This is a genomic window from Paraburkholderia phenazinium, from assembly GCF_900100735.1.
Taxonomy (GTDB): Bacteria; Pseudomonadota; Gammaproteobacteria; order Burkholderiales; family Burkholderiaceae; genus Paraburkholderia; species Paraburkholderia phenazinia.
This window is the reverse complement of record NZ_FNCJ01000005.1, coordinates 378,692-404,036: the sequence shown is the minus strand read 5'-3', so window position 1 is coordinate 404,036 and position 25,345 is coordinate 378,692. Positions and strand designations below refer to the sequence as shown.

Genomic DNA, 25,345 nt, shown 5'->3' with positions numbered 1-25,345 from the left:
GCGCGGATTTCCCTAAAATGGGCACTCCCCAGCCCGTCCGGTACGCGTGATCAGCCGCCCTCCATGTCCAATCCGCCGAACGCCGCCGCAGCACCCGCCCCTACCGCCTCCCAGCCCACCGCCCGCTCGCTCACCGTGATGCTGTGGCTCGTCGCCACCGGCTTCTTCATGCAAACGCTGGACTCGACCATCGTCAACACGGCCCTGCCGGCGATGGCGACGAGTCTCGGCGAACTGCCGCTGCGGATGCAATCGGTGGTGATCGCCTACTCGCTAACGATGGCCGTGATGATCCCGGTGTCCGGCTGGCTCGCCGACAAACTCGGCACGCGCAAGGTGTTCTTCAGCGCCATCCTGGTGTTCACGGTCGGCTCGCTGCTGTGCGCGAACGCGCATTCGCTCAATCAACTGGTGATCTACCGCATCATTCAGGGGGTCGGCGGCGCCATGCTGCTGCCGGTCGGACGGCTCGCCGTGCTGCGCACCTTCCCCGCCGAACGCTATCTGCCGGCCTTGTCGTTCGTCGCGATACCCGGACTGATCGGCCCGTTGATCGGTCCGACGCTCGGCGGCTGGCTCGTCAAGATCGCCTCGTGGCACTGGATTTTCCTGATCAATGTGCCGGTGGGGATAGTCGGCTGCATTGCGACCTTCATCTTCATGCGGGACAGCCGCAATCCCGACACCGCGAAGTTCGACATCAAGGGCTATCTGCTGCTGGTGGTCGGCATGGTGGCGATCTCGTTCGCGCTCGACGGCCGCACCGAACTCGGTATCCAGCACGCCACCGTGCTCGTGCTGCTGATTCTCAGCCTCGCCTGCTTTGTCGCCTACGGGCTGCACGCGGTGCGCGAACCGCATCCGCTGTTCTCGCTCGATCTGTTCAAGATCAATACGTTCAGCGTCGGCCTGCTCGGCAATCTGTTTGCGCGCATCGGCAGCGGCGCGATGCCCTATCTGATTCCGCTGCTGCTGCAGGTGAGCCTCGGCTACAGCGCCTTCGAAGCCGGTCTGATGATGCTGCCGGTGGCCGCGGCCGGCATGACCTCGAAACGGCTCGCCACGACACTCATCACGAAGTACGGCTATCGCCGCGTGCTCGTCACCAACACCGTGCTGGTCGGCCTCGCGATGGCGAGCTTCGCCCTGACCACTGCGGCCCAGCCGCTGTGGTTGCGGCTCGTGCAGCTCGCCTTCTTCGGCGGCGTGAATTCGATGCAGTTCACCGCCATGAACACGCTCACCCTCAAGGATCTCGGCACCGGCGGCGCGAGCAGCGGCAACAGCCTGTTTTCGCTGGTGCAGATGCTTTCGATGAGCCTCGGCGTGACCGTCGCGGGCGCTTTGCTGGCGACCTTCACCGGGCTGATCCACAAGGTCACCGAAGCCAACTCGCTGCCCGCGTTTCACGCGACCTTCCTGTGCGTCGGCTTCATCACCGCCTGCTCGTCGTGGATCTTTGCCCAGCTGGCGGCCGACATTCGCCGCACCGCGAAGAAAACCGATCCGTCGGAACGGACCTGAGGCGCTTCGCCGACCCGCAACAGGGCGCGCCGCGCACCACAGCTGTGCGCGGCGTAGCCGCAGCGCACATACCGGCGCACAATGAGCGATTAACCGCATGCGAAGCGCATTTCGCTCGCGCGCATGGTTCTTGCTCGCCTATCCTGTAAACTCACCGATAATGCACGCCAACTGCGGCGTGCCGGCTGCGCCGCCACCTTCACACGACTGACACATGATGAGCATGATCGAACTCGATCCTCCCGGTTTCCAGCCGCCGCGCCCGATGGCGGGCGACGAAGGCTCCCGGCGCACCGTCCTGTACGGCGGCTACACGGTGTTCAGCGTGTTCCAGCCGGTGTTTTCCGTGTCGCACCGCCGCGCGATCGGCTACCACGCCTCGCTGCGCGCACACGACGAACATGCGCTGCAGGTGCCATCGCACGAGGTGTTCACCCAGGCCGCGCGGCGCGGCGACCTGCTGGAACTCGGGCGGCTCGCGGAATCGCTGCATCTGGGCAACTTCAACGCGTTCGATAGTCATGACGAGTGGCTGTTCCTGAGCCTGCACCCCGCCGCGCTGATGGACACCAGCTATGGCGACGCGCTGCTCGCCGGGCTCAAGGCACTGGGCCTGCCGCCGCAACGGGTAGTGCTGGAAGTGTCGGAGCAGGCCGGCGGTGAGACCACGCGTTTCGCGGAGATCATCGACGCGCTGCGCAAGTCGGGTTTCCTGATCGCGCTCGACGGTTTCGGCGCCAAGCACTCGAATATCGACCGCGTCTGGAACCTGCGGCCCGATATCGTCACGCTCGACCGCTGCATTCTGGCGCAGGCGAGCGAGCATTCGCACATCGAACGCGTGCTGCCCGGGCTGGTCTCGCTGCTGCACGAATCGGGGCAACTGGTGCTGATGGGCGGTCTGTCGACCGAGCGCGACGCGCTGATCGCACTCGAATGCAATGTGGACTTCGTGCAGGGCGCCTATTTCGCCGGACCGAGCGTCGAGCCGGTGAAGCCGCAAGCGGCGGCCGGTTTGATGGATGCGTTGTCGGCCGCACTGCGCGAGCGGGTTGCCGCACGCGACCGGGCCCAGGCCGCACGGCTCGCGCCGTACGCCAAAGCGCTCGAAACCGCCAGTGCGCAACTGGTGGCCGGCGAGACGGTCGCTCAGGCAACCGCGCCATTGCTCACGCTTGGCGAAACCGCGCGCTGCTTCGTGCTGGATGGCTCCGGGCGCCAGATCGGCGATAACGTCCTGCCGACGGGACGCGCGTCGCAACGGGCCAAGCGCTTCCGTCCGCTGCTGCATTCCGAAGGGGCCAGCTGGGAACGCCGGCCGTATTTCATCGGCGCGATGCGTACGCCCGGCCAGGTGCATCTGACGCCGCCCTATCTGTCGATCAACGAGGCGCACCTGTGCGTGACCGCATCGATTGCCGCGCAGACGCCGCGCGGCATGCAGGTGCTATGCGTGGACATCAACTGGGAAGTCGCCGCACACCGTAGTTGAGGTGCGAGTTGATGTGTGGCCCGGCGCCGGACACGAAGGCGTGCGGATTGCCCCGAGCAAACGCACGATAGCCGGCAAGCCGAAGCGGCGGCGCGCAGCTTGCAGTTGCGCGGCCCGGGTGACGATGCGCAGCGCCACGAGCCGGCCGGCGCGGCTCGAGACGTCGAGCAAGGCAAAGATTTCGCCCCCCTGCAGGAGCGCCACGCCGAGCGTACCGTCGATTGACAGGCATTCGGCGTAAAGCGCGCTGGCATGGGGTGTCTCTGACGCCGCGGGTTCCATTTGCCCCGTTTGCCCGGTTTGCGCCATTCCCCCCCGTTGCCCCGTTTGCGCCATCTCTCCCGATCGCCCCGTCTGTGCCACTTGCGTCGCGCTCGCCACGTTCGCGACTAGCGACATCACCACGTCCACCCAGTCCGTTGCCGCCACGACCGGTTCGCTCACTCGGAGCGGCGCGTCGCTGACAATTTCCGCCGCGTCGCTAAAGAGGCGCAGCAAACCCGCCCGATCCTGCGTTTCCAGCGCCGTCCGCAACTGCTCCACGAGCCGGGCATGCTGTGCCGGCTCCGGCCGCCTCAGGGGCGCACCGTCACGCTGCAGGCGCTGTTTCGCGCGATGCACGATCTGCCGGCACCCGGCCGGCGTGCGCTCAAGGATCTTCGCAATCTCCGCGTAGTCGCAATCGAAGGCCTCGTGCAGCACGAAGGCCGCACGCTCGTCGGGCTTGAGCCGCTCGAGCAGCAGCATCAGACCATACGACATCTGCGCCGAACGCAACGCCAACTCTTCCGCGGACGGCGCCGTTTCATCGAGCCACGGCTCCGGCATCCAGCCCGCCGCCCGCGCGCTGCGCTCCCGTTGCAGATGGCGCAACCGGTCGATCGCGAGGCGCGCTGTAATCGTGGTCAGCCAGGCCGCCGGGGTACGCACCTCGCGGGTGTCGGCCAGCTGCCATTTGAGCCAGACGTCCTGCACCACGTCTTCCGCTTCCGCGCGGCTGCCCAGCATGCGGTACGCCAGCGCGACGAGGCGCGCGCGGGCGGCCTCGAAGGCGGATGACTGGTCGATTGCGGGTTCGGTCATGCGTGCTGCTCCCAGAAACGTGAACGATACTGCGCGGGCCGAATCCGCGCGCATGCGCGGCAACCCGCAGCCTCTGTACAGCTAGACGTTCGAGCACCGTCCGATGTGACAGGCCGGCGCAAAAATATTCGTGTCACAGTCTGGCGTGCGCTTTCGTCATGGAGACAGTCACCCGCGCCCGCAACAGCGGCGACGGGTTCTTCGACCCTATCCAACCTCCAACGAGGCGCGCATGCAATCCAGCTCCCCTTCCTTTTCCGGCCTCGGCCTGGTGCCCACCGTCATCGAACAATCCGGCCGCGGCGAGCGTGCCTATGACATCTATTCGCGGCTGCTGCGCGAGCGGATTGTGTTTCTGGTCGGCCCGGTGAACGAACAGTCCGCGAGCCTGATCGTCGCGCAGTTGCTGTTCCTCGAATCCGAGAATCCCGACAAGGATATTTCTTTTTACATCAATTCGCCGGGCGGCTCGGTTTACGACGGCCTGGCGATCTACGACACGATGCAGTTCATCAAACCGGAGGTGTCGACGCTTTGCACCGGTTTTGCCGCCAGCATGGGGACGTTCCTGCTGACCGCCGGCCAGCGCGGCAAGCGCTACGCGCTGCCGAATGCGCGGATCATGATCCATCAGCCCTCCGGCGGCAGCCAGGGGACCGCCGCCGACGTCGAGATTCAGGCACGGGAGGTGTTGTATCAGCGCGAGCGCCTGAACGCGATGATGGCGGAGCATACGGGTCGCAGCATCGACGAGATCGTCAGGGACACCGACCGGGACAACTTCATGTCCGCGGCGGCGGCGAAGACGTATGGGCTGATCGAAGACGTGTTGCAGACGCGCGAAGCGCTTGGGGCGGCGGCGCGCAGCAAGGCGATGTAAGCGATCCGGCCGATGTGACGATGGGTGCTTGCGGGCGGCGCGCACGCCGCCCGCTCATTTAACGCTCGTCGTGCACGCGCTGAGCGATCGCCACGAAGTCGCTTTCCTTCATACTCCGAATGATTTTCTCTTCGGCCCGCAGATCGAGCGAGCGGCTCAGCAGCCAGTACACCCCGCCCGCGACGATCAGCCCGACCAGCCACGCGATATCCACCCCACCCAGCAAGCGCGCAACATAGCCGACGAATACTTCTTTTTGCGCCTCGGCGTCGTACACATAAAAGAACGGAATCATCGCCACGAACCCCACGACGTAGGCCACAATGCCACGCATCTGCCACGCACCGTAAATGCCCTTGGGCGCGAAGAAATGCGGAATCGCATAACGGCCCTTGCGCACGAAGAAGTAGTCGACCAGATTGACCGCCGTCCATGGCACGAGGAAATACAGCATCAACACGAGGAACGTATTGAGCAGCGCGATGCCGTTGCCCTTGATCGCCAGCACGCAGACCAGCACCACCGCGCTGATCGCCATGATGGACAGTACCCGTGCGCCGCGCGTCGGCTTGATCTTGCGGATCGAATCCACGCCGGTGAGCAGCGTCAACATCGCGCTGTAAGTGTTGAGCGCGATGATCGGCAGAAAGCCAGCCACTGAAACCATCACGATCACATGGCCCAGACCTGGCAGCATCGATGAACCGACCTGATTCAAGGCGACCAGCGCATCTTCCGCCTTCAGTTGCTGCGCGAGCCACGCGCCGAGGCCGATCATCCACGCCCCCGAGAGCGACGCACCGAGAAAGATCGCCGTAATCAGCTTGCGCCGGCTGGTGTGCTTCGGCAGATAGCGGGAATAGTCGGACACGTACGGCGCATACGAGATGTTGTAGCTCGCGCCGATGGCGAATTGCGTGGCGAAAGCAATCCAGTTGAAGCCCAACGCAGGCGCGGGAGTCGCCGCGGCCGCCGCGCTATGGCCGACACCGAACATCAGCGCAAGCGTCACCAGCGCATACAGTGGCAAAGTCACGATCAGCGCCCACTTGAACGCCTTGTGCATCAGATCGTGGCCATAGATCGACAGCAGCGCGCCCGCGAGGATCGCCACCACGGCGGCCAGCGTCGCATCGAGGCCGAACACGTGCTTGAGGCCATCCGTGATGAGCGAGACATTGACGACGTTGAAGCCGACGAACACGAACAGCGTGGCAAGCAAGGCGAGAATCACGCCGCGATAGCCGAACTGCGCGCGCGACTGGATCATCTGCGGCAGGCCCATCTCCGGGCCCTGGGAGCCGTGAAAGGCCATAAAGATCGTGCCGAACATGATCCCCAGGGCGCCCGCGAGCGTCGTCCAACCCGCCGACAACCCCATGCCGGGACCGACAAAGCCAATCGAAATGGTGAAGAAATGGAAATTGCCGAGGAACCAGAACGGTCCCTGGCTGCCGAGGCGGGCATGCCGTTCCGTCTCGGGAATGTAGTCGATCGAGTGACTCTCGACCTCGATACCCGCGCCGCCGCCGGCCACGTTGATCGCTTCTGGTTGATTCATCTGATTCTGTCTCCCGCTTGTCCCGCCGACTCGATAACACCGCAGGCCCAGCACGCAATGCGGGGCTGCGAGCGCGTTTCACTCCGCTTGCATGGATGTCGCCGGATCCTTCGGATCGGCCGACGGGATTAGTTGTAAGCGGCCAAAAGTCAGAAATGAATTGCGAAGTCGGCACGTTTACTTCGATCTGCGGCGATGTATCGAGATAACGGAGCGGATAGCGAGCCCGCGGCGCACACAAAGCTGTTAACCCGGCACAGGAATCGCTATCATGGTCGCGATCCGTCGAGTTCGACGGTTGCCTCATTGGAGAGATACATGGCGTCATCCCACGAAACCATCAGCATGGCGCTGTTCTGCGACTTCGAAAACGTCGCCCTTGGCGTACGCGATGCGAAGTACGAGAAATTCGACATCAAGCTGGTGCTCGAACGTCTGCTGCTCAAGGGCAGCATCGTCGTCAAGAAGGCGTATTGCGACTGGGAGCGTTACAAGAGCTTCAAGGGCACCATGCACGAAGCCAATTTCGAGTTGATCGAAATTCCGCACGTGCGGCAGTCGGGCAAGAATTCGGCGGACATTCGTCTCGTCGTCGACGCGCTCGATCTCTGCTACACCAAATCGCACGTCAACACGTTTGTCATCATCAGCGGCGACTCCGACTTCTCGCCGCTGGTTTCCAAACTGCGCGAGAACGCCAAACAGGTGATCGGCGTAGGGGTTCAGCAATCCACCTCCGACCTGCTGATCGCCAATTGCGACGAATTCATTTTCTACGACGACCTCGTGCGCGAAAGTCAGCGGACCGTGGTCAAGCGCGAAACGGCGCGTCCGGCACAGCAGCCCACAGCGACCGCCGCCGCCAAGCGTGCGCCGAACGAAGAAAAGCGCCCGAAGGAAGACCTGGAAACGCGCCGGACCAAAGCAGTCGAAATCGCCGTGCAGACCTTCGATGCGCTCGCTTCGGAACGCGGCGACAGCGGCAAGATCTGGGCCTCGGTACTGAAAAACGCCATCAAGCGACGCAAGCCCGATTTCAACGAAACGTATTACGGCTTTCGTGCCTTCGGCAATCTGCTTGAGGAAGCGCAGGCGCGTGGCCTGCTCGAGTTCGGCCGTGACGAAAAGTCAGGCGCGTATGTGTATCGCAGCACCGTTGTGACCACGGGCGGCGAGGTGCTAAGCGAACAGGCGGAACAGGCTCAGGAGACGCTACCGGCGGAAGCGGCACAACCCGCACAGGCAGAACACTCTGGACGGCCGGCGAAATCGGCTCAGCAGGCGGAATCGGGCCGCAAGCAGGACGCCCGCCGCCGCGGTCGCGGCAACCGCAAGACGGAACGTGAATTGCCGGCGGCGACCCGTGACGAACAACCGGCTACGGGCCACCACGAAGCGCAGACGCTTTCCGACGAACAGGACGAAATCTTCTTCAACCACGGTGGCCGCTCGCCTTTCGCATACGACGAGCCCGAAGAGGAGCAAGCGGAAACGGTTGCACAACCCGAGTTGTTCGCGTCGGAGCCGGAACCGGTTGTCGAAGCGGGCGAAGCAGGCGAAGCGGAAAGCAATCAGGAGACGCGGCGTAAGGGACGCGGCAGCCGGAAACCAGCGGCCAAGAAGACGAGGAAGGCTGCTGCGCAACCGGTTGAAGCGGCGTCTGAGAGCAATGTGCCGCAGGAAGCGCCTGCTGAACCTGCTGCAGAAGAACCCGCAGCCCGTAAGACCGCGCGCAAGTCCACGACCCGCAGCCGCCGGCCGCGTAAGACTGCGGCAACTTCGGATGCCGAATAAGCACGCACCCCTATCACCGCTTGCGCACATTCCGCTCTACCGCCGGATAGCGGAATGTGCGCGCAAGATGCGTGACGCGTGGCTCGTATAGCCGCAGCGCGAGATAGAACGCGCCAGCCGGCACCGGTAACCAGTTCTTGCGCAACACGGCGTCCGCCGGTTGCCGTGAGGAGATGGCAATGCGCAATCCGCCATCGGCGTCGTAACACAAGCCAGGGGTGTGGTCGCCTAGCGAATAACGGCCAATCGCATTCTCGACCAACAAACGGCTTGCCTTGTCATAAGCGGTGATCGACCAGAAAGCGCCGGTCTGCGGCAAACCGCCAGGCGGAAAATACAGCACGTACTCCTCGTCACCACGAAGCGGGACCCCTGCTACGTCACGGTCCGCGACGACATACATGGCTTCCTCGACGCCGAGTGCCCCAATGTAATTGTGCGCAACCTGAGCCCGCTCGCGGTAGCGCGTCCCGTACGATTCGCTCACCGCGACCGGCAAGAACCAGCCGCCACCCAGCTCGGACGGCTGCGGTTCGGACAGTTCAGCCACTACCTGTTGAATCGCATGTGCAACGGCCTCGCGTTGTGCCGCACTCATCGCGTCGGAATCGCAATTCGGCCCTATGCCGACTTGCGCGAAATTCTCCAGCGCACGGACTGATTCTGGCGCCGGTGGATTCTCCGCCAACGCCCGGTTGACGACGCGCGCATAACGCGCGGGATCGCCTGCCAGCTCGCGGGGTTGCATGCCCGCGTCGATCAGCATGGACACCCGCGCGGCGGCGCGGCCGAACGGCGCGAACACCAGACGGTCCTGCAACGCCACGACCTGGGCCAGATCGTCGTTTCCATCGACCAGGAAGCGGCCGATCATCCACACATGGGGCGTCGGGCAACGCAGCGCGCGCACGCCTTGAGGTGCTTCGCCATTCCAGTCAGGACCATGCAGCAGAAAAGTGCCTGCGCCTGTGCCGGTTGTTCGGCTGCCGATGTAACCGAATGGGTTGGTATAAAAATCGAGCAGACCCAGCACGTAGTAGCGCCAGCTCATATCGGGTACGTGCAACAGAAGCGGACCTTCGCTCAGATCAAGCCAGGCGCTCGAATAGAGGGTGTCGCTATTGGGGGTGACCACCTCGCGGTTTTGCGGCCCCAATAGCTGGCGCGTGTGGACCCACTGATTCATCCATCGCAGCGTCGATTCAGCCGAACCGCCGGCGAGCTTGCCCTCGGCATCGCGCCTTGCCGAGGCAGCGGCGCGCATGCGCGCCATCTCATACAACGGGTAGGTGAACAGGACCGCGTCGCGAGCGATCCTCGCTATATCGTTCAAGGGTGGCTGCGCTGCGGGATCTGACATGGACGTAACCGACATGAAGTTCGAAGACTTTAGGAATGCAGGATTGCAGACGTCGCTTCCGCGGCTCTGGACAATCGACAGCGCACCGGCTGGCCCCGGGTCGCGGGACCAGCCGTCTTTCGCTGCGCCTTTCAGAAACGATGAGTCATGCCCACCGTTGCAAGAACCTGCTTTGTTCCCGGTTCGCTAACCGTGACGCCCGGCCAGCTAACCGTCGCACTGCCGTTGTTTTTGATGTAACCCGCGCGGACATAGAGACTCGTGCGCTTCGACAAAGAGTGATCGGCGCCGATCTGGAAGCCGGGCGCGTTGTCGTGCGCACCACGCACACTGCGCTGAACCGCGGCGATCTCGATCGTATCCACAGCCGTTGCCTGGATCGTCGCACCCAACTCGGCGGTGCTAAGCGAATGAGCCGTGCCGAGCACTGCGGCGAGCGAGTGCGCGGAAGGATCTTGCGCGCGCTGATACGAATAGTTGAACTGGAAGTTGACGATGCCGAGCCGGTACGCGAGCGCGCCGATGAAGTGCTCGGTGCCCAGCAGGCTGAGGGGTCCCGGCAAGCCGGCGATGGTCTCTTGCCCCGGATGCTGATAGACGTAGGCAAGGCCCGCATACAAGCCGTAACCCGTATAGGTTGCCCCCAGGTTCAGCATGTTGCCGGTGGTGGCCGGCACCGGCTGCGTGACGGTGGAGGCAAACGCATACATGCCGTAAAGCTGGAGGCCGCCCAGGTTCGGCGATTGATACATGATCGAATTGCTGGCGCGACCGGAGTCGTATTGCGTCGACAAGGTATTACGGTCGACCGCCAGGACGTCTGCCGAGAACGGCGAGAGCACCTCGTTCGCCCGGTACGGATCGGTCGGATACACCACGCGGAAACTTGGCTCGTACTGGCGCCCCAGTGTCAGCGAACCATAGCTCGAGTGGCTCAGGCCAACCCAGGCCTGGCGATAGAAGAGCGACGTGGTGTCGGCGAACAAGGTACCGTTGTTGATGTTGAAGCCGGTTTCAACGTCGAATTGCGCCGAAAGCCCCCCTCCCAGGTCTTCGTTGCCCTTGAGGCCGAATTGCGAACCCGTTGCACCGCCGCTTCGTTCGGAATACGAATGGTTGCCACCGTTGTCGAGGTACTGAACGAACGTATCGGCCACACCGTACAACGTCACACTCGAATCGGCCGCTGCTGCACCGCCGGCGGCAAGAGCCAGCGTGGCCCCGCAGATACTCTGACTGATCAAACGCATGCATGTCTCCTCATTTTGATAGCCGCTTGCAGCGGACTTGATTGCATCGCTGCGATTCCACGCGACCGCTGTCTCCTGCACACCGCATCGAGAGCGGGGTGCGCGATCGTTCTCTCCGACCCTGCGTGTCATGCCCGGCAGTGGCGCCGTTCAGGTGGAAAATAGAATGCCCGTGCTAATTTGAAGGCAACTGAGGCCATAACGCTATTGCATTATTCTCATGATGAGATTGCAGAGAGCGCATGCCCGTCGGACGCCCTGCAGGCAGGGGAAGTTGCTCGAAACGACGGCGTAACGAGGGAACCAAGGCAGGGTTTACACAGCCGGCGCGGCGGGCCGGGCGGTGGATTTAAAGCGAGGGAAACTTAGGGAGGGACTAACGAAACACCGCTCATACAAGGCGTGTCGAGTTCGATGTTTCGACGCTTGCAGTAAATGGCAAACTGCAAGGCCCAAAAAACAGAAAGCCCTCACGCAGGAGGGCTCTCATTGTCACTACCGGGTCCAGGCTTGCTTGCAGCGCGGCGTTCGGACTGTTCAACCTGCCCGGCCACGCCGCACCGCGTGAAACCTTACGCGAAGTTCTTCGCAGCAAAGTCCCAGTTCACGATGTTCCAGAACGCTTCGACAAACTTCGGACGTGCATTGCGATAGTCGATGTAGTACGCGTGTTCCCACACGTCGATCGTCAGCAGTGCCTTCGAGTCCGTGGTCAGCGGCGTGGCAGCGTTGCTGGTCGAGACGAGGTCGAGCGAGCCGTCAGCCTTCTTCACGAGCCATGCCCAGCCCGAGCCGAACGTGCCGACTGCGGTCTTCGCGAACTCTTCCTTGAACTTGTCGTAGGAGCCCCACTTCGCGTTGATCGCGTCGCCGAGCGCGCCCGACGGTGCGCCGCCACCTTGCGGCGACAGGCTGTTCCAGAAGAACGTGTGGTTCCAGACTTGCGCGGCGTTGTTGAACAGACCGCCCGTTGCCTTCTTGACGATCTCTTCAAGCGACAGGTTCTCGTACTCCGTACCCTTGATCAGATTGTTCAGGTTGGTCACATAGGTCTGATGGTGCTTGCCGTAGTGATACTCGAGCGTCTCTTCCGACATATGCGGGACGAGTGCGTTTTTCGCGAACGGCAGCGGCGGGAGCGTATGTTCCATGGTGCTTTCCTTCTATCTGTGTGTGGGGGAGTCTGCGGATAACGCTGTGGAGCACTCGATTGTAGGCGAGTTGGAATAACCCCGCAAACCAGCGGACTTTATGTCAGGCATGCGCAAACAAGCCGCTCAGAGGACGTAATTAGTGCTCGCGCAAGGCCGTTGCCACGGTCAAAAGTACGACTCCAGCAGACGCTCAGAAACCGTCGGCAAGACGCGCCTGCACATCGGCGAGCGTGATATCCGCGGCCCCTTCGGCAAGGTGCACGGTAAGACGTCGGCCGGGCTTCAACGAGGCCGGCGCGCGCACCGCGCGACCGTTCTGCGCATCGAGCACAGCCGCGTAGCCACGCTCGAGCGTGCGCTGCGGACTCAGCACCTCGAGGCGAGCAGCGAGCGTGGTCACGCGCGCCGTATGCCGTTCATGCTGGCGCAGCACCGCGCCATCGAGACGCTGCGCAAGCGAGTTCAATGCCGCGTGGTGCGCTGCCAGGTCCGGACGCCAGCGCTGCCAGCGCATCTGCAGCAGCGAAAAACGTGCTCTTGCATCGCGCACTGGCCGCGCCCCCGCAGACCCAAGGCGCACGCTGAGCTGCTGCAAATGCGTACGTTGCCGCGCGAGCCGCTCGGAAGGCGAGACCAGCCGGCGCGCCAGCCAGTCGAGTTGTTGCGCACGCCGCTCCATCATGCGGCCAAAGCCGCGCGCGAGCGTCGCGTGCCGTTGATCGAGATCGCGCAGCAACAGCACGCGTTGCGGACTGACGAGCTCGGCCGCGCCAGTCGGCGTGGGGGCACGCACGTCGGCGGCGAAATCGGCAATCGTGAAATCGGTTTCGTGACCCACACCGCTCACCACCGGCACGCGGCTCTCGGCAATCGCCCGCGCCAGCACTTCTTCGTTGAAGGCCCACAGGTCTTCAATCGAACCGCCGCCACGGCACACGATCAACACATCGATCTCGCGCCGCGCGTTGGCCGTCTCGACCATCGCCGCGAGTTTCGCACTCACCCCTACACCCTGCACCGGCGCGGGATAAACAATCACCGGAATATGCGGCGCACGGCGTTGCAAGGTGGTCAGCACGTCGCGCAAGGCGGCGGCCTGCAATGAAGTGACGATGCCGATTGCGCGCGGATGCGCCGGCAACGGCCGCTTGCGCTCCGCGGCAAAGAGCCCCTCTGCTTCCAGCTGCGCCTTGAGCTTCAGGAACGCTTCGTAAAGCCGTCCCTGCCCGGTACGGCGCACGGCTTCGACATTGAGCTGCAACTCGCCACGCGGCTCGTACATCGTGACGAGCGCGCGCACTTCGATCCGGTCGCCTTCGCGCGGCGTGAACTCAGCGTACTGGGCACGGCCGCGGAACATCACGCAACGCATCTGCGCCTGGGCATCCTTGATCGAGAAGTACCAGTGACCGCTCGCGGCGCGCGTGAAATTCGACACTTCCCCCGCCACCCAGACGAGCGGAAAGGAACGTTCGAGCATCGTGCCAATCGCGCGATTGAGCGCCGACACCGGCACGACGACCTCGCCACCCGGCGTGGACGGCGACGAAAAAGGACTATCTGAATTCATGCGAAGAATAGGGATGACGGGCCGGACAGACGATAGACCGAGCGGCCATCCGCGTCCAGCGCGTTGTACGAATTGTTAAAAGTGTCCACATGTCGGGAGAAGCTTACGAAACGCCGCCAAAGCGCGTGCAGAGCCCAGTAACGCCGAATTAACCCATTGATTTTTAAAGACTTTGTATCTCATTAGTACCAATGCATACCGACAAGACCCGCGCGGCATGGCCTTTCCAGCCTCGTCGATGGCAGGTTCTCCACAAAGTTATCCACAGGTTGCCGAGGCACGGATCGCCACCCGCGGGCGGCCGGGTGCAACCCGCGCGACTTGCGGCGCACGACGCTCGCGCGCTAGAGTGCCGGGTTTTAAGGGCATCATGAGCGACATGCCACGTATGCGGCGCTCGCCCTGTCCTGTTCGTCCCGCCCGGAGAAACGCGTTGATACTTGTTCCGTGTACCGCGTCACCTGAACCGGTGCCGCAACCGCTGTACGCACCGGCGTTGTCCTCATGAGCGAAGTCAAAGCCCAACTCGAAACGCGTCTTGCCCGCGAGTGGCAGCAACGCGGCCCGCTGGCCTGGGCGATGCTGCCGTTCGCCTGCGTGTTCGGCGCGATCGCCGCCGCGCGGCGCGCGGCCTTCTCGCTCGGCTGGCTGAAGGCGCAACGCATCGGTGTGCCGGTGGTGGTGGTCGGCAATGTCACAGTCGGCGGGACCGGCAAGACTCCGACGGTCATCGCGCTGGTCGAAGCGCTGCGGGGTGCCGGGTTTCACCCGGGCGTCGTCTCACGCGGTTACGGCGCGCGGGTTAACCGGGCGACGCCGGTCACGCCCGCCTCGGCGCCACAGGACGCTGGCGACGAGCCGCTCCTGATCGCTCGCCGCACCGGCGCGCCGGTGTGGGTCTGCCCGGACCGGGTGGCCGCTGCGCAAGCGCTGTGCGCCGCGCATCGCGAGGTCGACGTGATCGTCAGCGACGACGGCCTGCAGCACTACCGCCTCGCGCGCGACGCCGAACTGGTGGTATTCGACCATCGGCTTGGCGGCAATGGCTTCCTGCTGCCGGCCGGTCCGTTGCGCGAGCCGCTGTCGCGCCACCGCGATGCAACGCTGATCAACAACCCCTACGAACGGACGCTGCCGCCCTGGCCCAACACCTTTGCGCTCACCCTCACGCCCGGCGATGCGTGGCATCTGGGCAATCCGGCGCTGCGCCGCCCGCTCGCGCAATTCAGCGGCGAGCGGGTGCTGGCCGCGGCCGGCATCGGCTCGCCGGAACGCTTTTTTGCGACTCTGCGCGCCGCGGGCCTGACGCCTGAGACCCGCGCCCTTCCGGATCACTATGCGTTCAGCAGCAATCCGTTTGCCGCGGTCGATGCCGATGCGATCCTGATCACCGAAAAGGATGCGGTAAAATTGGGGTCCTGGCACGATGCGCGCATCTGGGTTGTCCCGGTTGAAGCCGCACTCGATCATCGCCTCATTGAATTAGTTGTGGAGAAAGTCCGTGGACGCTCGCCTGCTTGAAATTCTCGTCTGCCCGATCTGCAAGGGCCCGCTCAGCTACGATCGTTCGGCACAGGAGCTCATCTGCAACGCCGACAAGCTGGCGTATCCGATCCGCGACGGCATCCCGGTGATGCTGGTAGACGAAGCCCGGCAAACGGTTGAAGGCACGCCGGTCGAGCCGTTGAGTCCCGGGGCCGGCGATCCCACGTCCGGCGTCTGAGGCTGCCTTCTCGATGACTCAAGCCGCCACCGCCACTGCCGCCCCGCCGTTCATTGCCGTCGTTCCGGCACGGCTCGCCTCGACCCGTCTGCCCAACAAGCCGCTCGCCGACATCGGCGGCAAGCCGATGGTCGTGCGCGTCGCCGAACGCGCGCTCGCCTCGGGTGCGCAGCAGGTGTTGATTGCATCGGATGCGCAGGCGGTCCTCGAGGTGGCACGAGAACATGGCATCGAAGCCGTGCTGACGCGCGCCGACCATCCGTCGGGCACGGACCGTCTCGCGGAGGTCGCCGCATATTTCGGCTGGAGCGACGACACCATCGTCGTCAACGTGCAGGGCGACGAACCGCTGATCGATCCGGCGCTGGTGTGCGGCGTTGCGTCGCACCTCGCCGCCAATCCAGACTGCGCCATTGCTACCGCGGCTCACCCGATCAGCGACCCCGCCGAAATCTTCAATCCGAACGTCGTCAAGGTCGTCCTCGATGCGCGCGGCGTGGCGCTGTACTTCTCGCGCGCGCCGATCCCCTGGGCGCGCGACGCCTACCAGCCACACTGGCCCGACATCGCCGCAATGCCCGCGCCACCGGCTCCCGCGACGGTCTACCGGCATATCGGACTGTATGCATATCGTGCAAAGTTTCTGCGCTCCTACCCGACGCTCACGCACTCGCCGATCGAGCAGGTCGAGACGCTCGAACAGCTGCGTGCGATGTGGCATGGCGAGCGGATTGCAGTCCTCGTCACGGACGAAGCACCGCTGCCGGGCGTCGACACGCCTGCCGACCTCGCCCGCGTAAGGTCGTTATTCGGTCCGTCAGCGTAAAAACCCATGGCATAATCAAACGGTTGTGCGCACCATCTGCAATGATCGTTCGTCAGGGTTTGTCCGGTCGTCCCGCTGCCCCCTTGCAGCGCCGTCGCCATCGACGTGCAGCCCAAGGCGCATTGCGGCCAGTTCGATGCGGGCCCCCTGAAGCCAACGCGCAGATAAGCTTAAAGACAAGCTTCAAGCGTCGCGCCGCGAAAGAATTCACATAGATCTGGAGATATCACATGCGTTTGATCCTGTTGGGTGCTCCCGGAGCGGGCAAGGGCACTCAGGCCACGTTCATCAAGGAAAAGTTCGGCATTCCGCAAATTTCCACCGGCGACATGCTGCGTGCAGCCGTCAAGGCTGGCTCGCCGCTCGGCGTTGAAGCGAAGCGTTTCATGGACGCTGGCGAACTGGTGCCGGACGAGCTGATCATCAACCTCGTCAAAGAGCGCCTGAAGGAAGCGGATTGCGCGAACGGCTATCTGTTCGACGGTTTCCCGCGCACGCTGCCGCAAGCGGAAGCCATGAAGCAGGCTGGCGTCGCGATCGACTACGTGCTGGAAATCGACGTGCCGTTCGACGAGATCATCGTGCGTATGAGCGGCCGCCGCGTGCACGCTGCGTCGGGCCGTACGTACCACGTCAAGTTCAACCCGCCGAAGGTCGAGAATGTCGACGATGTCACGGGCGAACCGCTGATCCAGCGCGACGACGACAAGGAAGAAACGGTCAAGAAGCGCCTGGATGTGTACGTCGCACAAACCAAGCCGCTGATCGAGTACTACAACACGTGGGCCAAGCAGGGCGATGCAGCGAGCAGCTTGAAGGCGCCGCAGTATCGCGCTATCTCGGGCCTTGGCAGCGTCGATGAAATCCGCACGCGTGCGTTCGACGCACTGAAGTAAGTCGGCTAGCGCTAGCTGGCGAGCCGGGCCGCAATCAAACCCGCACTACCGCTCGCTCAGCAAGACGCACGATCCGCTTCGACAGAACCCGCCCAGATGGGCGGGTTTTTTATCGCCGCCGCAAAATGCGCGCTGGTTCGCAGCGTAACGCTGCCGCCCAGGTCGGCGAGCCATCTGGAATCGATCCCGCGTGCGCGCCGCACCCGCTACGGCCAACTTGCTCAGTTATCCAAAGCAAATCGATCCGCCCGCCAACGCACCACCCCGGTGCAAACGCCCCACCCTTTCGCTTTCCGCGCTGCAGCACAGCCGTTACAATCGACCATCGAAAAGATATTCGATCCTGACGGTTACTGAACTGAATTAAAGGAGAAGACATGGAGATTCGTGACAACGTATTCCTGATCACCGGCGGTGCATCGGGCCTCGGCGCCGCCACGGCGCGCCTGTTCGCGGCAGAAGGCGGCAAGATCGTGGTCGCCGACCTGAATCATGACGCCGGCACGGCGCTCGCGCAGGAACTGGGCGGCGTGTTCGTCAAGTGCGATGTGAGCCGCGAAGACGACGCCACGCAAGCCGTTGAAGCCGCGACGAAGCTCGGCACGCTGCGCGGCCTGATCAACTGCGCGGGCGTTGCACCGGCCATCAAGACGGTCGGCAAGGACGGCCCGCATCCGCTCGAGTCGTTCACGCGCACCATCTCCATCAACCTGATCGGCACCTTCAACATGATCCGCCTAGCCGCAGCGGCGATGTCGAAGAACGAACCGAACGCCAACGGCGAGCGCGGTGTGATCATCAACACCGCATCGGTAGCAGCGTTCGATGGCCAGATCGGCCAGGCGGCTTATGCAGCCTCGAAGAGCGGCGTGGTCGGCATGACGCTGCCGATCGCACGCGACCTGTCGCGCAACGCAATCCGTGTGATGACGATTGCACCGGGCATCTTCGAAACACCGATGCTGCTCGGCATGCCGCAAGAAGTGCAAGACGCGCTCGGCGCGATGGTGCCGTTCCCACCGCGCCTCGGCAAGCCGGTGGAATACGCTATGCTCGCCAAGCAGATCTTCGACAATCCGATGCTCAACGGCGAAGTGATCCGCCTCGACGGCGCGATCCGGATGCAACCGAAGTAATCCTGCCTGGTTGCCGTGCCTCGGGTGATACGCTGCGCCGCCCGAGGCGCGATGCACCCTGCACGATTGAAGATGGACAAATAAAAACGCCTGCGGTGCGCTCGATGCGCATCGCAGGCGTTGTGCTTTTCGTCCTGGGCCTAGCCAGGTTTCGTGTTTAGTCGCGATCGTTGTGCTGCGTACGCTGGCGCAACTCGTGCAACTGCGACTCGACCACCGTTGCATCGTCGGCATCGGGCCGGTCGCCCAGGTAGCGCTCCAGATCTTCGAGCGCCGGGCGCAGATAGTCGAGCCGCGCATAAGCGAAGCCGCGGTCGCGCACTTCCTCGATGCTCTCGGGCAGCAGAATTACCAGACGCTGCTGCACGCCCAGGAGGCGCTGCCAGCGTTCCGTCTGAAGATAGGTCGCCTTCAGGTTGCGCAGCATGCGCGCAATGATCTCGCGGCGCGTGGCCGGCTGCAGCAGCATGCGCAAGGCACGGCTGACCGACTCGCCCGCGGAGGCCACATACGGCTCCAGCATCTCCACCATCTCCGACTCGGACAGCGAGTGCCCCGTAGTCGGATCGAGCATCACGTCGCCGTCAGGCGTCGTCACGCGCAGCAGGAAATGCCCGGGAAACGACACCCCGCGCACCGGAATGCCGATCTGCTCGGCCATCTCCAGATACAGCACGGCCAGCGAAATCGGAATGCCGCGGCGCCGTTTCAGCACGACGTTCAGATGGCTGTTGTCGGGGTCGTAGTAATCGTTGAGATTGCTGCCGAAGCCCAGCTCGCGGAAGAAAAAGCGATTGAGAATGCCAACCTTCTGCTTGATATCGGCATCTGCCGGCATGCGGCGTTGCAGGCGCACCACCAGTTCGTCGATCTCGGCGAGCGCGCCTTGCAGATCGAGATCGGGATAAGCGTCCTGTGCAAGCGAGAGCGCTGCCTCGGTCAGGGGCAGACTGTCGTCTTCGGCGACCAGCGTGCCGAAATAGTCGAGAACCCGCGTCGTCGTGATCACTTCACTCGCCTTCTGAAATACGCGTATTTGAAGCCCATCAGCCAGAGCATACCGAAATATAGCGCAGCAAACAGCACGAGGCACGCCGCCAGCAACACGATGCGTGCGAGCGGCTGGGCATGCAGCCCGATCCAGTCGAAGCTGATGGCGAACCAGTGCATCACGCCCGCGAGCACGAGGCATGCGCCGATCATTTGCACGAAGAAAACCAGCCAGCCGCTCGACGGCATATAGATGCCGCGCCGGCGCAAACCGATGAACAGCAGCAAGGCATTCATACAGGCGCCGAGCCCGACGCTGAGGGTCAAACCTGCGTGCGCAAAGATCGGCACAAAGACGAAGTTGCTCAACTGCGTAACGATCAGCACGCCAACCCCGATCTTCACCGGCGTCTTGATGTCCTGTTTCGCATAGAAGCCCGGCGCGAGGATCTTGATGAGGATGAGCCCGATCAGGCCAACCCCGTAGGCCGCCAGCGCGCGGCCCACCATCACGACCGAGTGGCCGTCGAATTTGCCGTAGTGGAACAAGGTGGCGGTGAGCGGCTCAGCAAAGAAGAACAGCGCGATCGCGCTCGGTGCGGCGAGCAGGAAGGTCACGCGCAGGCCCCAGTCGAGCAGCGACGAGTACTCGTGCGGATCGGCATCCACGTGTGCTTTGGAGAGGCTCGGCAGCAGAATCGTGCCGAGCGCGACGCCGAGCAGCGCGGTCGGAAATTCCATCAAACGATCGGCGTAGTTGATCCACGAAACGGCGCCCGGCCCGATGCGCGAGGCAATGTTCGTATTGATGATCAGGCTGATCTGCGCGACGGAGACCGCGAACATCGCCGGCACCATCTTCGACAGCACGCGCTTGACGCCACGATGCGCGAGCGCGCGCACCGGGTTCCAGCCGATGCGCGGCACCATGTCGATCTTCTTGAGCCCAGGCAACTGCACGAGAAACTGCAGCACGCCGCCGACGATCACCGCCCAGGCGAGCGCATACACCGGCGTCTTCATATGCGGCGCGACGAACACGGCCGCGACGATGAACGCGACGTTCAGCAGCACCGGTGCGAAAGCGGGCAGCGAAAAGTTCTTGTAAGTATTCAGCACGCCCGAGGCCAGCGACGTCAGCGAGATGAATACGATGTACGGGAACATGATGCGCGTCATCGTGACGGCGAGCGGATACGCCTGGCCGTCATGCGCGAGACCGGAAGCGACCACGAACACCACCCCGGAGGCTCCAACGACGCCGATCAGCGACAGGATCGCCAGCGCCCAGGCGAGCACGGTCGAGGTCGCGTCGACGAGCGCCTTGGTCGCGTCGTGCCCCTGCTGATTCTTGAACTCGGCAAGAATCGGCACGAACGCCTGCGAGAATGCGCCCTCCGCGGAGATCCGGCGCAGCAGATTGGGAATGCGAAAGGCGACGTAGAACGCGTCGGTGAATTGGCTGGCGCCGAACGCACGGGCGATCAGCGTTTCGCGGGCCAGTCCGGTCACGCGCGACAGCAGCGTGAAGCCGCTGACCGTCAGCAGGGCTCGGAATAGATTCATGGGGCGCTTATTATACGGGTGCCGCAGGGGCGGGCGACGAGCCGGGACGCGAATCGGACCGATTTCTGGCGCAGACGTTCGATTCGGTGCGTGTTCCGCGCGCACCGGCAAACGGGTTTCGAGGCGTTTTTCCGGCGCCGGGCCGGGTGCTTGCCCGACGCGCGAAGCCCTGAATGGCGGGCTTTGCACGCGCCTCGCGAGGCAATTCGCCCGCCGAATCGCGCTTTTCCGTTTGCCACGTGCTTGTTTTTGTTGCTATAATCGCCGGTTTCGAAGCTCGCTCAATTTTCGGACAGCATTCAGGAACGCTCCTGATGCGTGCTGAAAACCGAAGAATCGGGCCTGATTTCGCGTAGTTGAATCACCCCATTCGTCAGTAATCTCGACATTTTTTGCGCTCTTGGGCAATCGCTTCCAAGGGTTCGATCTAAAAGCAGCGCCCGGCCACTTGAAGGTCAGGTACTGGAAACAGGAACAGGATAAGGAACCGTCATGGCTAACTCCGCACAAGCACGCAAGCGCGCCCGTCAGGCCGCGAAAGCAAACTCGCACAACTCGGCGCTGCGCTCGAAGTTCCGCACGGCAATCAAGGCTGTTCGCAAGGCGATCGACGCCGGCGACAAGGCTAAGGCCGCTGAGATCTTCCTGGCGTCGTCGAAGACGATCGACATCATCGCCGACAAGAAAATCGTTCACAAGAACAAGGCAGCTCGCCATAAGAGCCGCCTCGCTGCAGCCATCAAGGGTCTGCAAGCGCCCGCAGCGCAGTAAATCCGGTCAGCCCGCTTCGGTGGGCTACCTCCTGTTTCCGCTGCGTCAGGAAAGCCCGCTTAGGCGGGCTTTTTTGTTTGGCCCGACTGGCTTGCTCCCGCCCAACTCTGCAGCCTGCCACCAGGCACAAAAAAACCCGCCTTTGCGGGTTTCGTCGTTTTCATTCGCCTTGCTTGCCCCATCCATCGTCACCCGGACCTGGGCCAAGCTGCCTGCCAGCGGGACAAAGCCCGGAGTTACTTCGCCTTCAGCGCCTGTTGCGTGCCGTGGTCGGGAGGCAGTTCGCAGGCCTCGGTCACCACAAGGTCGTTGTCCTTCGCGAAGTTCATGACGAAATCGAAGGCCATCGGCTCGATGTCGCGCAACCGCGAATCCAGGATGACGCACTTGAGATCGTCGAGCATGGTGGGGCGAACGTAAAGCGAGTACTGCATGTAGGCGTTCGGCCCTTTTTTCTGGCCCGGCCCGAACATGGACATCACCCCGGCGAGGCGCTCCGACCAGTCGCTCGGCCGAAACTTCTTTCCGCTCTTGGTAATGCCCTGAATGAAATATTCGGTTGGAGCTGCTTCGGCCATGTAGGGATACCTGTGTGACTGCCCAGCAAAATGCCAGCGAATGCGGCTGCCCGACCAGCTCACTCAAGCCGCCGTACACGACCCCGGGCGCAAAGCCGCGGGTGCCGCAGTGCCGGCCAAGGCCACCTCGGCAATCGTCATGACGGCGCGCCGCGAGGAAAGCGTTCCGGGCGCGCGAGCCGTGTCCCGCAAGCATGGGAGCCTGCCTGCCGGGCTTTTTGGAAACCCCGAGATTATAGCGCAGCGGACCTTTTTCCGCACTGCACACAAGAACCCTGCCAGGACTCGCACACTCGTGTAGGAATGACCGACATGCCTTTTGGCTAACTCGTCAAATGGGTCAAAATCCTTTATGCTGCTTAGAGTTACCACAAACGACGGCGGCGCAGTCCGGCAATTTCGCCGGGTGAGACCGCCGTATTTGTTTCATGACCGCCAAGAAAATTCGCCACTACCTGCAGTTCAAGGATTTCTCGCTGGAAGACTACGAGTACGTGCTCGAACGCGCGCGCATTCTGAAGCGCAAGTTCAAGAACTACGAGACCTACCACCCGCTGCACGACCGCACGCTTGCGATGATCTTCGAGAAAAACTCGACGCGCACGCGCCTGTCGTTCGAAGCGGGCATCTTCCAGTTGGGCGGCCATGCGGTGTTCATGAGCACGCGGGATACGCAGCTGGGTCGCGGCGAGCCGATCGAGGACGCCGCGCAGGTGATCTCGCGCATGGTGGACATCATCATGATCCGCACCTTCGGCCAGGACATCCTCAAGCGCTTTGCCGAGAATTCGCGCGTGCCGGTCATCAACGGCCTGACCAACGAGTATCACCCTTGCCAGGTGCTGGCTGACATCTTCACGTATTTCGAGCATCGCGGCCCGATTCGCGGCAAGACCGTGGCATGGGTCGGCGACGCCAACAACATGCTGTACACCTGGATCGAAGCGGCGCAGATTCTCGGCTTCAAGCTGCGTCTGTCCACCCCGCCGGGCTACAAGCTCGACCACGCCATGGTGGCGGCGGAAAGCGTACCGTTCTTCGAAGAGTTTGACGATCCGAACGAGGCTTGCGCAGGGGCCGATCTCGTCACCACCGACGTCTGGACCAGCATGGGCTTCGAGGCAGAAAACGAAGCGCGCAAGACGGCATTTGCCGACTGGTGCGTCGACGCCGAGATGATGGCCCGCGCCAACCCGGATGCGCTCTTTATGCACTGCCTGCCGGCCCACCGTGGCGAGGAAGTCAGCGCGGAAGTGATCGACGGACCGCAGAGCGTAGTGTGGGACGAGGCGGAAAACCGCCTGCACGTCCAAAAGGCCTTGATGGAATTTTTGTTGCTCGGCAAGCTGAATCACTGAGCGGCCCAAACCTTCAAGCTAACGGCCAGAAAAAAGGCGCCAGGATCATCAATCCTGGCGCCTTTTTTATTTCTTGCGACGAACTCTCAGCCCCGCCCAGCGGCACCTACAAACAAACCGGCTCCGCCTCCAGCTCGACCCCAAAGCGCTCGCGCACATCGTGCTGAATCGCCTGCGCCAGCGCCAGTATCTCCGCCCCGCTCGCCCCGCCGCGATTCACCAGCACCAGCGCCTGCCGGTCATGCACGGCCGCCGCGCCCATCGCGCGCCCCTTCCAGCCGCAGCGGTCGATCAACCAGCCCGCCGCGAGCTTCACCGCCCCGTCGGCCTGCCGGTACGACACCACCTCCGGCTCGCGGCGCTGCAAGGCTTCGAACTGCGCCGCGTCGATCACCGGATTCTTGAAGAAGCTCCCCGCATTGCCCAGTTGCGCCGGGTCAGGCAGTTTCGCGCGCCGCACCGCCACGACTGCGTCGAAAATCGCCTGCGCGCTCGGCGATGTGTCACCATGACCCTCGGCGGCCAGTTCGCGCGCGATGTCCGCATAGCTCGCGCGCGGCACCCACACCTTCGGCAAGCGGAAGGTAACCGACGTGATCACAAAGCGGTCACGCCCTTCGCGTTTGAAGAAACTGTCGCGATAGCCGAAGCGGCAGGCCGCCGCGTCGAGTTCGTGCACTTCGCCGCTCGCCAGCTCCACGGCGCGCAGCGACGCAAAGCGTTCGCACATTTCCAGGCCGTAGGCGCCGATGTTCTGGATCGGCGCGGCGCCCACCGTCCCCGGAATCAGCGCGAGGTTTTCGAGCCCGGGCATGTCCTGCGCGAGCGTCCAGGCCACGAAGTCGTGCCAGTTTTCGCCGGCGGCCGCTTCGACGTACCACGCGTAGTCGTCTTCACGCACAAGACGCCGGCCGGAGAGCGCCACCAGCAACACGAGGCCCTCGAAGTCACCGCTCAGCACGACATTGCTGCCGCCGCCCAGTACCAGACGGGGCAGGCCCGCGACTCGCGGATCGCGCACGGCGGCCAGCAGTTGGTCCTCGCGCTCGAGGCGGCACGCGAACCGCGCGCGGACATCGAAGCCAAAGGTGTTGTGGGCCTTGAGCGGATACTGGTTCAGGAAAACAGTGGAGTCGGACTGGGACATCAGGGACATCGGAATGTGAGGGCCGTCTGCGGCAGGCCGGGCGGTAATGCGCAGCGGCCTTGGGCAAAAGAGAAAGGCGTCGGTAAAATGACGTCCGGTTCGTGATTATAGCGAGTGCGTCGTGCGCAGCCGTCCGGCGGCGCCAGGCACCGCAGCACTATTGGGAGAGAGCAATGCCATCGTTTGACGTCGTCTGCGAAGCCAACATGATCGAAGTCAAGAACGCGATCGAGCAGTCCAACAAGGAAATTTCCACCCGCTTCGACTTCAAGGGGTCGGACGCGCGCGTCGAGCACAAGGAGCACGAGCTCACGCTCTACGCCGACGACGACTTCAAGCTGGGTCAGGTCAAGGACGTGATGGTGTCGAAAATGGCCAAGCGCAACGTGGACGTGCGCTTCCTCGACTACGGCAAGATCGAGAAGATCGGCGGCGACAAGGTCAAGCAGGTTGTCACCGTGAAGAAAGGCGTGTCGGGCGATCTGGCGAAGAAAATCGTCAGGCTCGTGAAAGACAGCAAGATCAAGGTGCAGGCGAGCATCCAGGGCGATGCGGTACGCGTGAACGGCACCAAGCGCGACGACCTGCAGAGCGTGATTGCGCTGCTGCGCAAGGATGTCACGGATACGCCGCTCGACTTCAACAACTTCCGCGACTAACGCGGTCAGGTGCGGGGCGCCAGAGGC

The 25,345-nt window shown here is 63.3% G+C and carries 22 protein-coding genes; 12 read left to right on the top strand and 10 right to left on the bottom strand.

The features are described 5' to 3' along the window. Positions 1-63 precede the first annotated feature (63 nt). Both mdtD and BLQ92_RS14590 read left to right on the top strand, forming a co-directional pair. Positions 64-1,524 (top strand): multidrug transporter subunit MdtD, encoded by a 1,461-nt coding sequence (mdtD, locus tag BLQ92_RS14595; RefSeq protein WP_090685201.1) that lies wholly within the window; start codon positions 64-66, stop codon positions 1,522-1,524. Positions 1,525-1,741: 217 nt separating this feature from the next. Beyond that, a complete protein-coding gene (locus BLQ92_RS14590; protein WP_090685292.1) occupies positions 1,742-3,016 on the top strand; it encodes an EAL domain-containing protein in 1,275 nt (424 codons plus the stop codon). Here BLQ92_RS14590 and BLQ92_RS14585 read toward each other — a convergent pair. Further along, complete coding sequence (locus tag BLQ92_RS14585) at positions 2,972-4,099, bottom strand: sigma-70 family RNA polymerase sigma factor (RefSeq protein ID WP_090685291.1); 1,128 nt, start codon at positions 4,097-4,099, stop codon at positions 2,972-2,974. The two genes, BLQ92_RS14590 and BLQ92_RS14585, sit on opposite strands and share 45 nt — an antisense overlap. 232 nt (positions 4,100-4,331) lie before the next feature. Here BLQ92_RS14585 and clpP point away from each other — a divergent pair, with 232 nt between their 5' ends. Then, on the top strand, positions 4,332-4,979 hold the full coding sequence (gene clpP / locus BLQ92_RS14580) for an ATP-dependent Clp endopeptidase proteolytic subunit ClpP (RefSeq protein ID WP_090685200.1): 648 nt from the start codon (positions 4,332-4,334) through the stop codon (positions 4,977-4,979). A gap of 58 nt (positions 4,980-5,037) precedes the next feature. Here clpP and BLQ92_RS14575 read toward each other — a convergent pair whose 3' ends face one another. Continuing rightward, positions 5,038-6,540, bottom strand: a complete 1,503-nt coding sequence (locus BLQ92_RS14575; RefSeq protein ID WP_090685199.1) for a purine-cytosine permease family protein — start codon at positions 6,538-6,540, stop codon at positions 5,038-5,040. A 318-nt stretch (positions 6,541-6,858) separates the two neighbouring features. Between BLQ92_RS14575 and BLQ92_RS14570 the strand changes: the two genes are divergently transcribed. Continuing rightward, positions 6,859-8,334, top strand: coding sequence for an NYN domain-containing protein (locus tag BLQ92_RS14570; RefSeq protein WP_090685197.1), 1,476 nt, complete (start codon positions 6,859-6,861; stop codon positions 8,332-8,334). A gap of 13 nt (positions 8,335-8,347) precedes the next feature. Here the strand turns inward: BLQ92_RS14570 and BLQ92_RS14565 are convergent, their stop codons facing one another. From BLQ92_RS14565 to xseA, 4 genes are all read right to left on the bottom strand, one after another. Continuing rightward, complete coding sequence (locus BLQ92_RS14565) at positions 8,348-9,667, bottom strand: DUF1254 domain-containing protein (protein WP_342342404.1); 1,320 nt, start codon at positions 9,665-9,667, stop codon at positions 8,348-8,350. 158 nt (positions 9,668-9,825) lie between these two features. Next, positions 9,826-10,944, bottom strand: a complete 1,119-nt coding sequence (locus BLQ92_RS14560) for a porin (protein WP_090685195.1) — start codon at positions 10,942-10,944, stop codon at positions 9,826-9,828. Between the two features lie 572 nt (positions 10,945-11,516). Beyond that, positions 11,517-12,095, bottom strand: coding sequence for a superoxide dismutase (locus BLQ92_RS14555; protein WP_090685193.1), 579 nt, complete (start codon positions 12,093-12,095; stop codon positions 11,517-11,519). Between the two features lie 193 nt (positions 12,096-12,288). Then, positions 12,289-13,668: an exodeoxyribonuclease VII large subunit gene (gene xseA, locus BLQ92_RS14550; protein WP_090685192.1), complete on the bottom strand. Its 1,380-nt coding sequence runs from the start codon at positions 13,666-13,668 to the stop codon at positions 12,289-12,291. Positions 13,669-14,172: 504 nt separating this feature from the next. Between xseA and lpxK the strand changes: the two genes are divergently transcribed. From lpxK to BLQ92_RS14525, 5 genes are all read left to right on the top strand, one after another. After that, positions 14,173-15,189: a tetraacyldisaccharide 4'-kinase gene (gene lpxK, locus BLQ92_RS14545; protein WP_090685191.1), complete on the top strand. Its 1,017-nt coding sequence runs from the start codon at positions 14,173-14,175 to the stop codon at positions 15,187-15,189. Further along, a complete protein-coding gene (locus BLQ92_RS14540) occupies positions 15,170-15,391 on the top strand; it encodes a Trm112 family protein (protein ID WP_090685190.1) in 222 nt (73 codons plus the stop codon). Before lpxK ends, BLQ92_RS14540 begins: the two co-directional genes overlap by 20 nt. A 13-nt stretch (positions 15,392-15,404) precedes the next feature. Next, positions 15,405-16,217, top strand: coding sequence for a 3-deoxy-manno-octulosonate cytidylyltransferase (gene kdsB / locus BLQ92_RS14535; protein ID WP_090685189.1), 813 nt, complete (start codon positions 15,405-15,407; stop codon positions 16,215-16,217). Between the two features lie 230 nt (positions 16,218-16,447). Further along, complete coding sequence (gene adk / locus BLQ92_RS14530) at positions 16,448-17,113, top strand: adenylate kinase (RefSeq protein ID WP_090685188.1); 666 nt, start codon at positions 16,448-16,450, stop codon at positions 17,111-17,113. A gap of 377 nt (positions 17,114-17,490) precedes the next feature. Continuing rightward, entirely contained in the window at positions 17,491-18,249 is a 759-nt protein-coding gene (locus tag BLQ92_RS14525) for a 3-hydroxyacyl-CoA dehydrogenase (RefSeq protein ID WP_090685187.1), read from the top strand. A 157-nt stretch (positions 18,250-18,406) separates the two neighbouring features. Here the strand turns inward: BLQ92_RS14525 and BLQ92_RS14520 are convergent, their stop codons facing one another. After that, complete coding sequence (locus BLQ92_RS14520) at positions 18,407-19,258, bottom strand: SirB1 family protein (RefSeq protein ID WP_090685186.1); 852 nt, start codon at positions 19,256-19,258, stop codon at positions 18,407-18,409. Continuing rightward, positions 19,255-20,805 carry a murein biosynthesis integral membrane protein MurJ gene (gene murJ, locus BLQ92_RS14515; protein WP_090685184.1) on the bottom strand — a complete coding sequence of 517 codons (1,551 nt, stop codon included), beginning with the start codon at positions 20,803-20,805 and terminating at the stop codon, positions 19,255-19,257. The genes BLQ92_RS14520 and murJ overlap by 4 nt, the downstream gene beginning before the upstream one ends. Positions 20,806-21,297: 492 nt before the next feature. On the opposite strand from murJ, the gene rpsT reads away from it, so the two are divergent. Then, on the top strand, positions 21,298-21,576 hold the full coding sequence (gene rpsT / locus BLQ92_RS14510) for a 30S ribosomal protein S20 (RefSeq protein WP_007180577.1): 279 nt from the start codon (positions 21,298-21,300) through the stop codon (positions 21,574-21,576). 236 nt (positions 21,577-21,812) lie between these two features. Here the strand turns inward: rpsT and BLQ92_RS14505 are convergent, their stop codons facing one another. Next, complete coding sequence (locus BLQ92_RS14505; RefSeq protein ID WP_090685183.1) at positions 21,813-22,154, bottom strand: DUF3579 domain-containing protein; 342 nt, start codon at positions 22,152-22,154, stop codon at positions 21,813-21,815. 428 nt (positions 22,155-22,582) lie between these two features. Here BLQ92_RS14505 and argF point away from each other — a divergent pair, with 428 nt between their 5' ends. Then, positions 22,583-23,512, top strand: a complete 930-nt coding sequence (argF, locus tag BLQ92_RS14495) for an ornithine carbamoyltransferase (protein WP_090685180.1) — start codon at positions 22,583-22,585, stop codon at positions 23,510-23,512. Between the two features lie 106 nt (positions 23,513-23,618). Here the strand turns inward: argF and murB are convergent, their stop codons facing one another. After that, positions 23,619-24,659, bottom strand: coding sequence for a UDP-N-acetylmuramate dehydrogenase (murB, locus tag BLQ92_RS14490; RefSeq protein WP_090685179.1), 1,041 nt, complete (start codon positions 24,657-24,659; stop codon positions 23,619-23,621). A 173-nt stretch (positions 24,660-24,832) separates the two neighbouring features. Between murB and BLQ92_RS14485 the strand changes: the two genes are divergently transcribed. Further along, positions 24,833-25,318, top strand: a complete 486-nt coding sequence (locus tag BLQ92_RS14485; RefSeq protein WP_074300623.1) for a YajQ family cyclic di-GMP-binding protein — start codon at positions 24,833-24,835, stop codon at positions 25,316-25,318. Positions 25,319-25,345 lie beyond the last annotated feature (27 nt).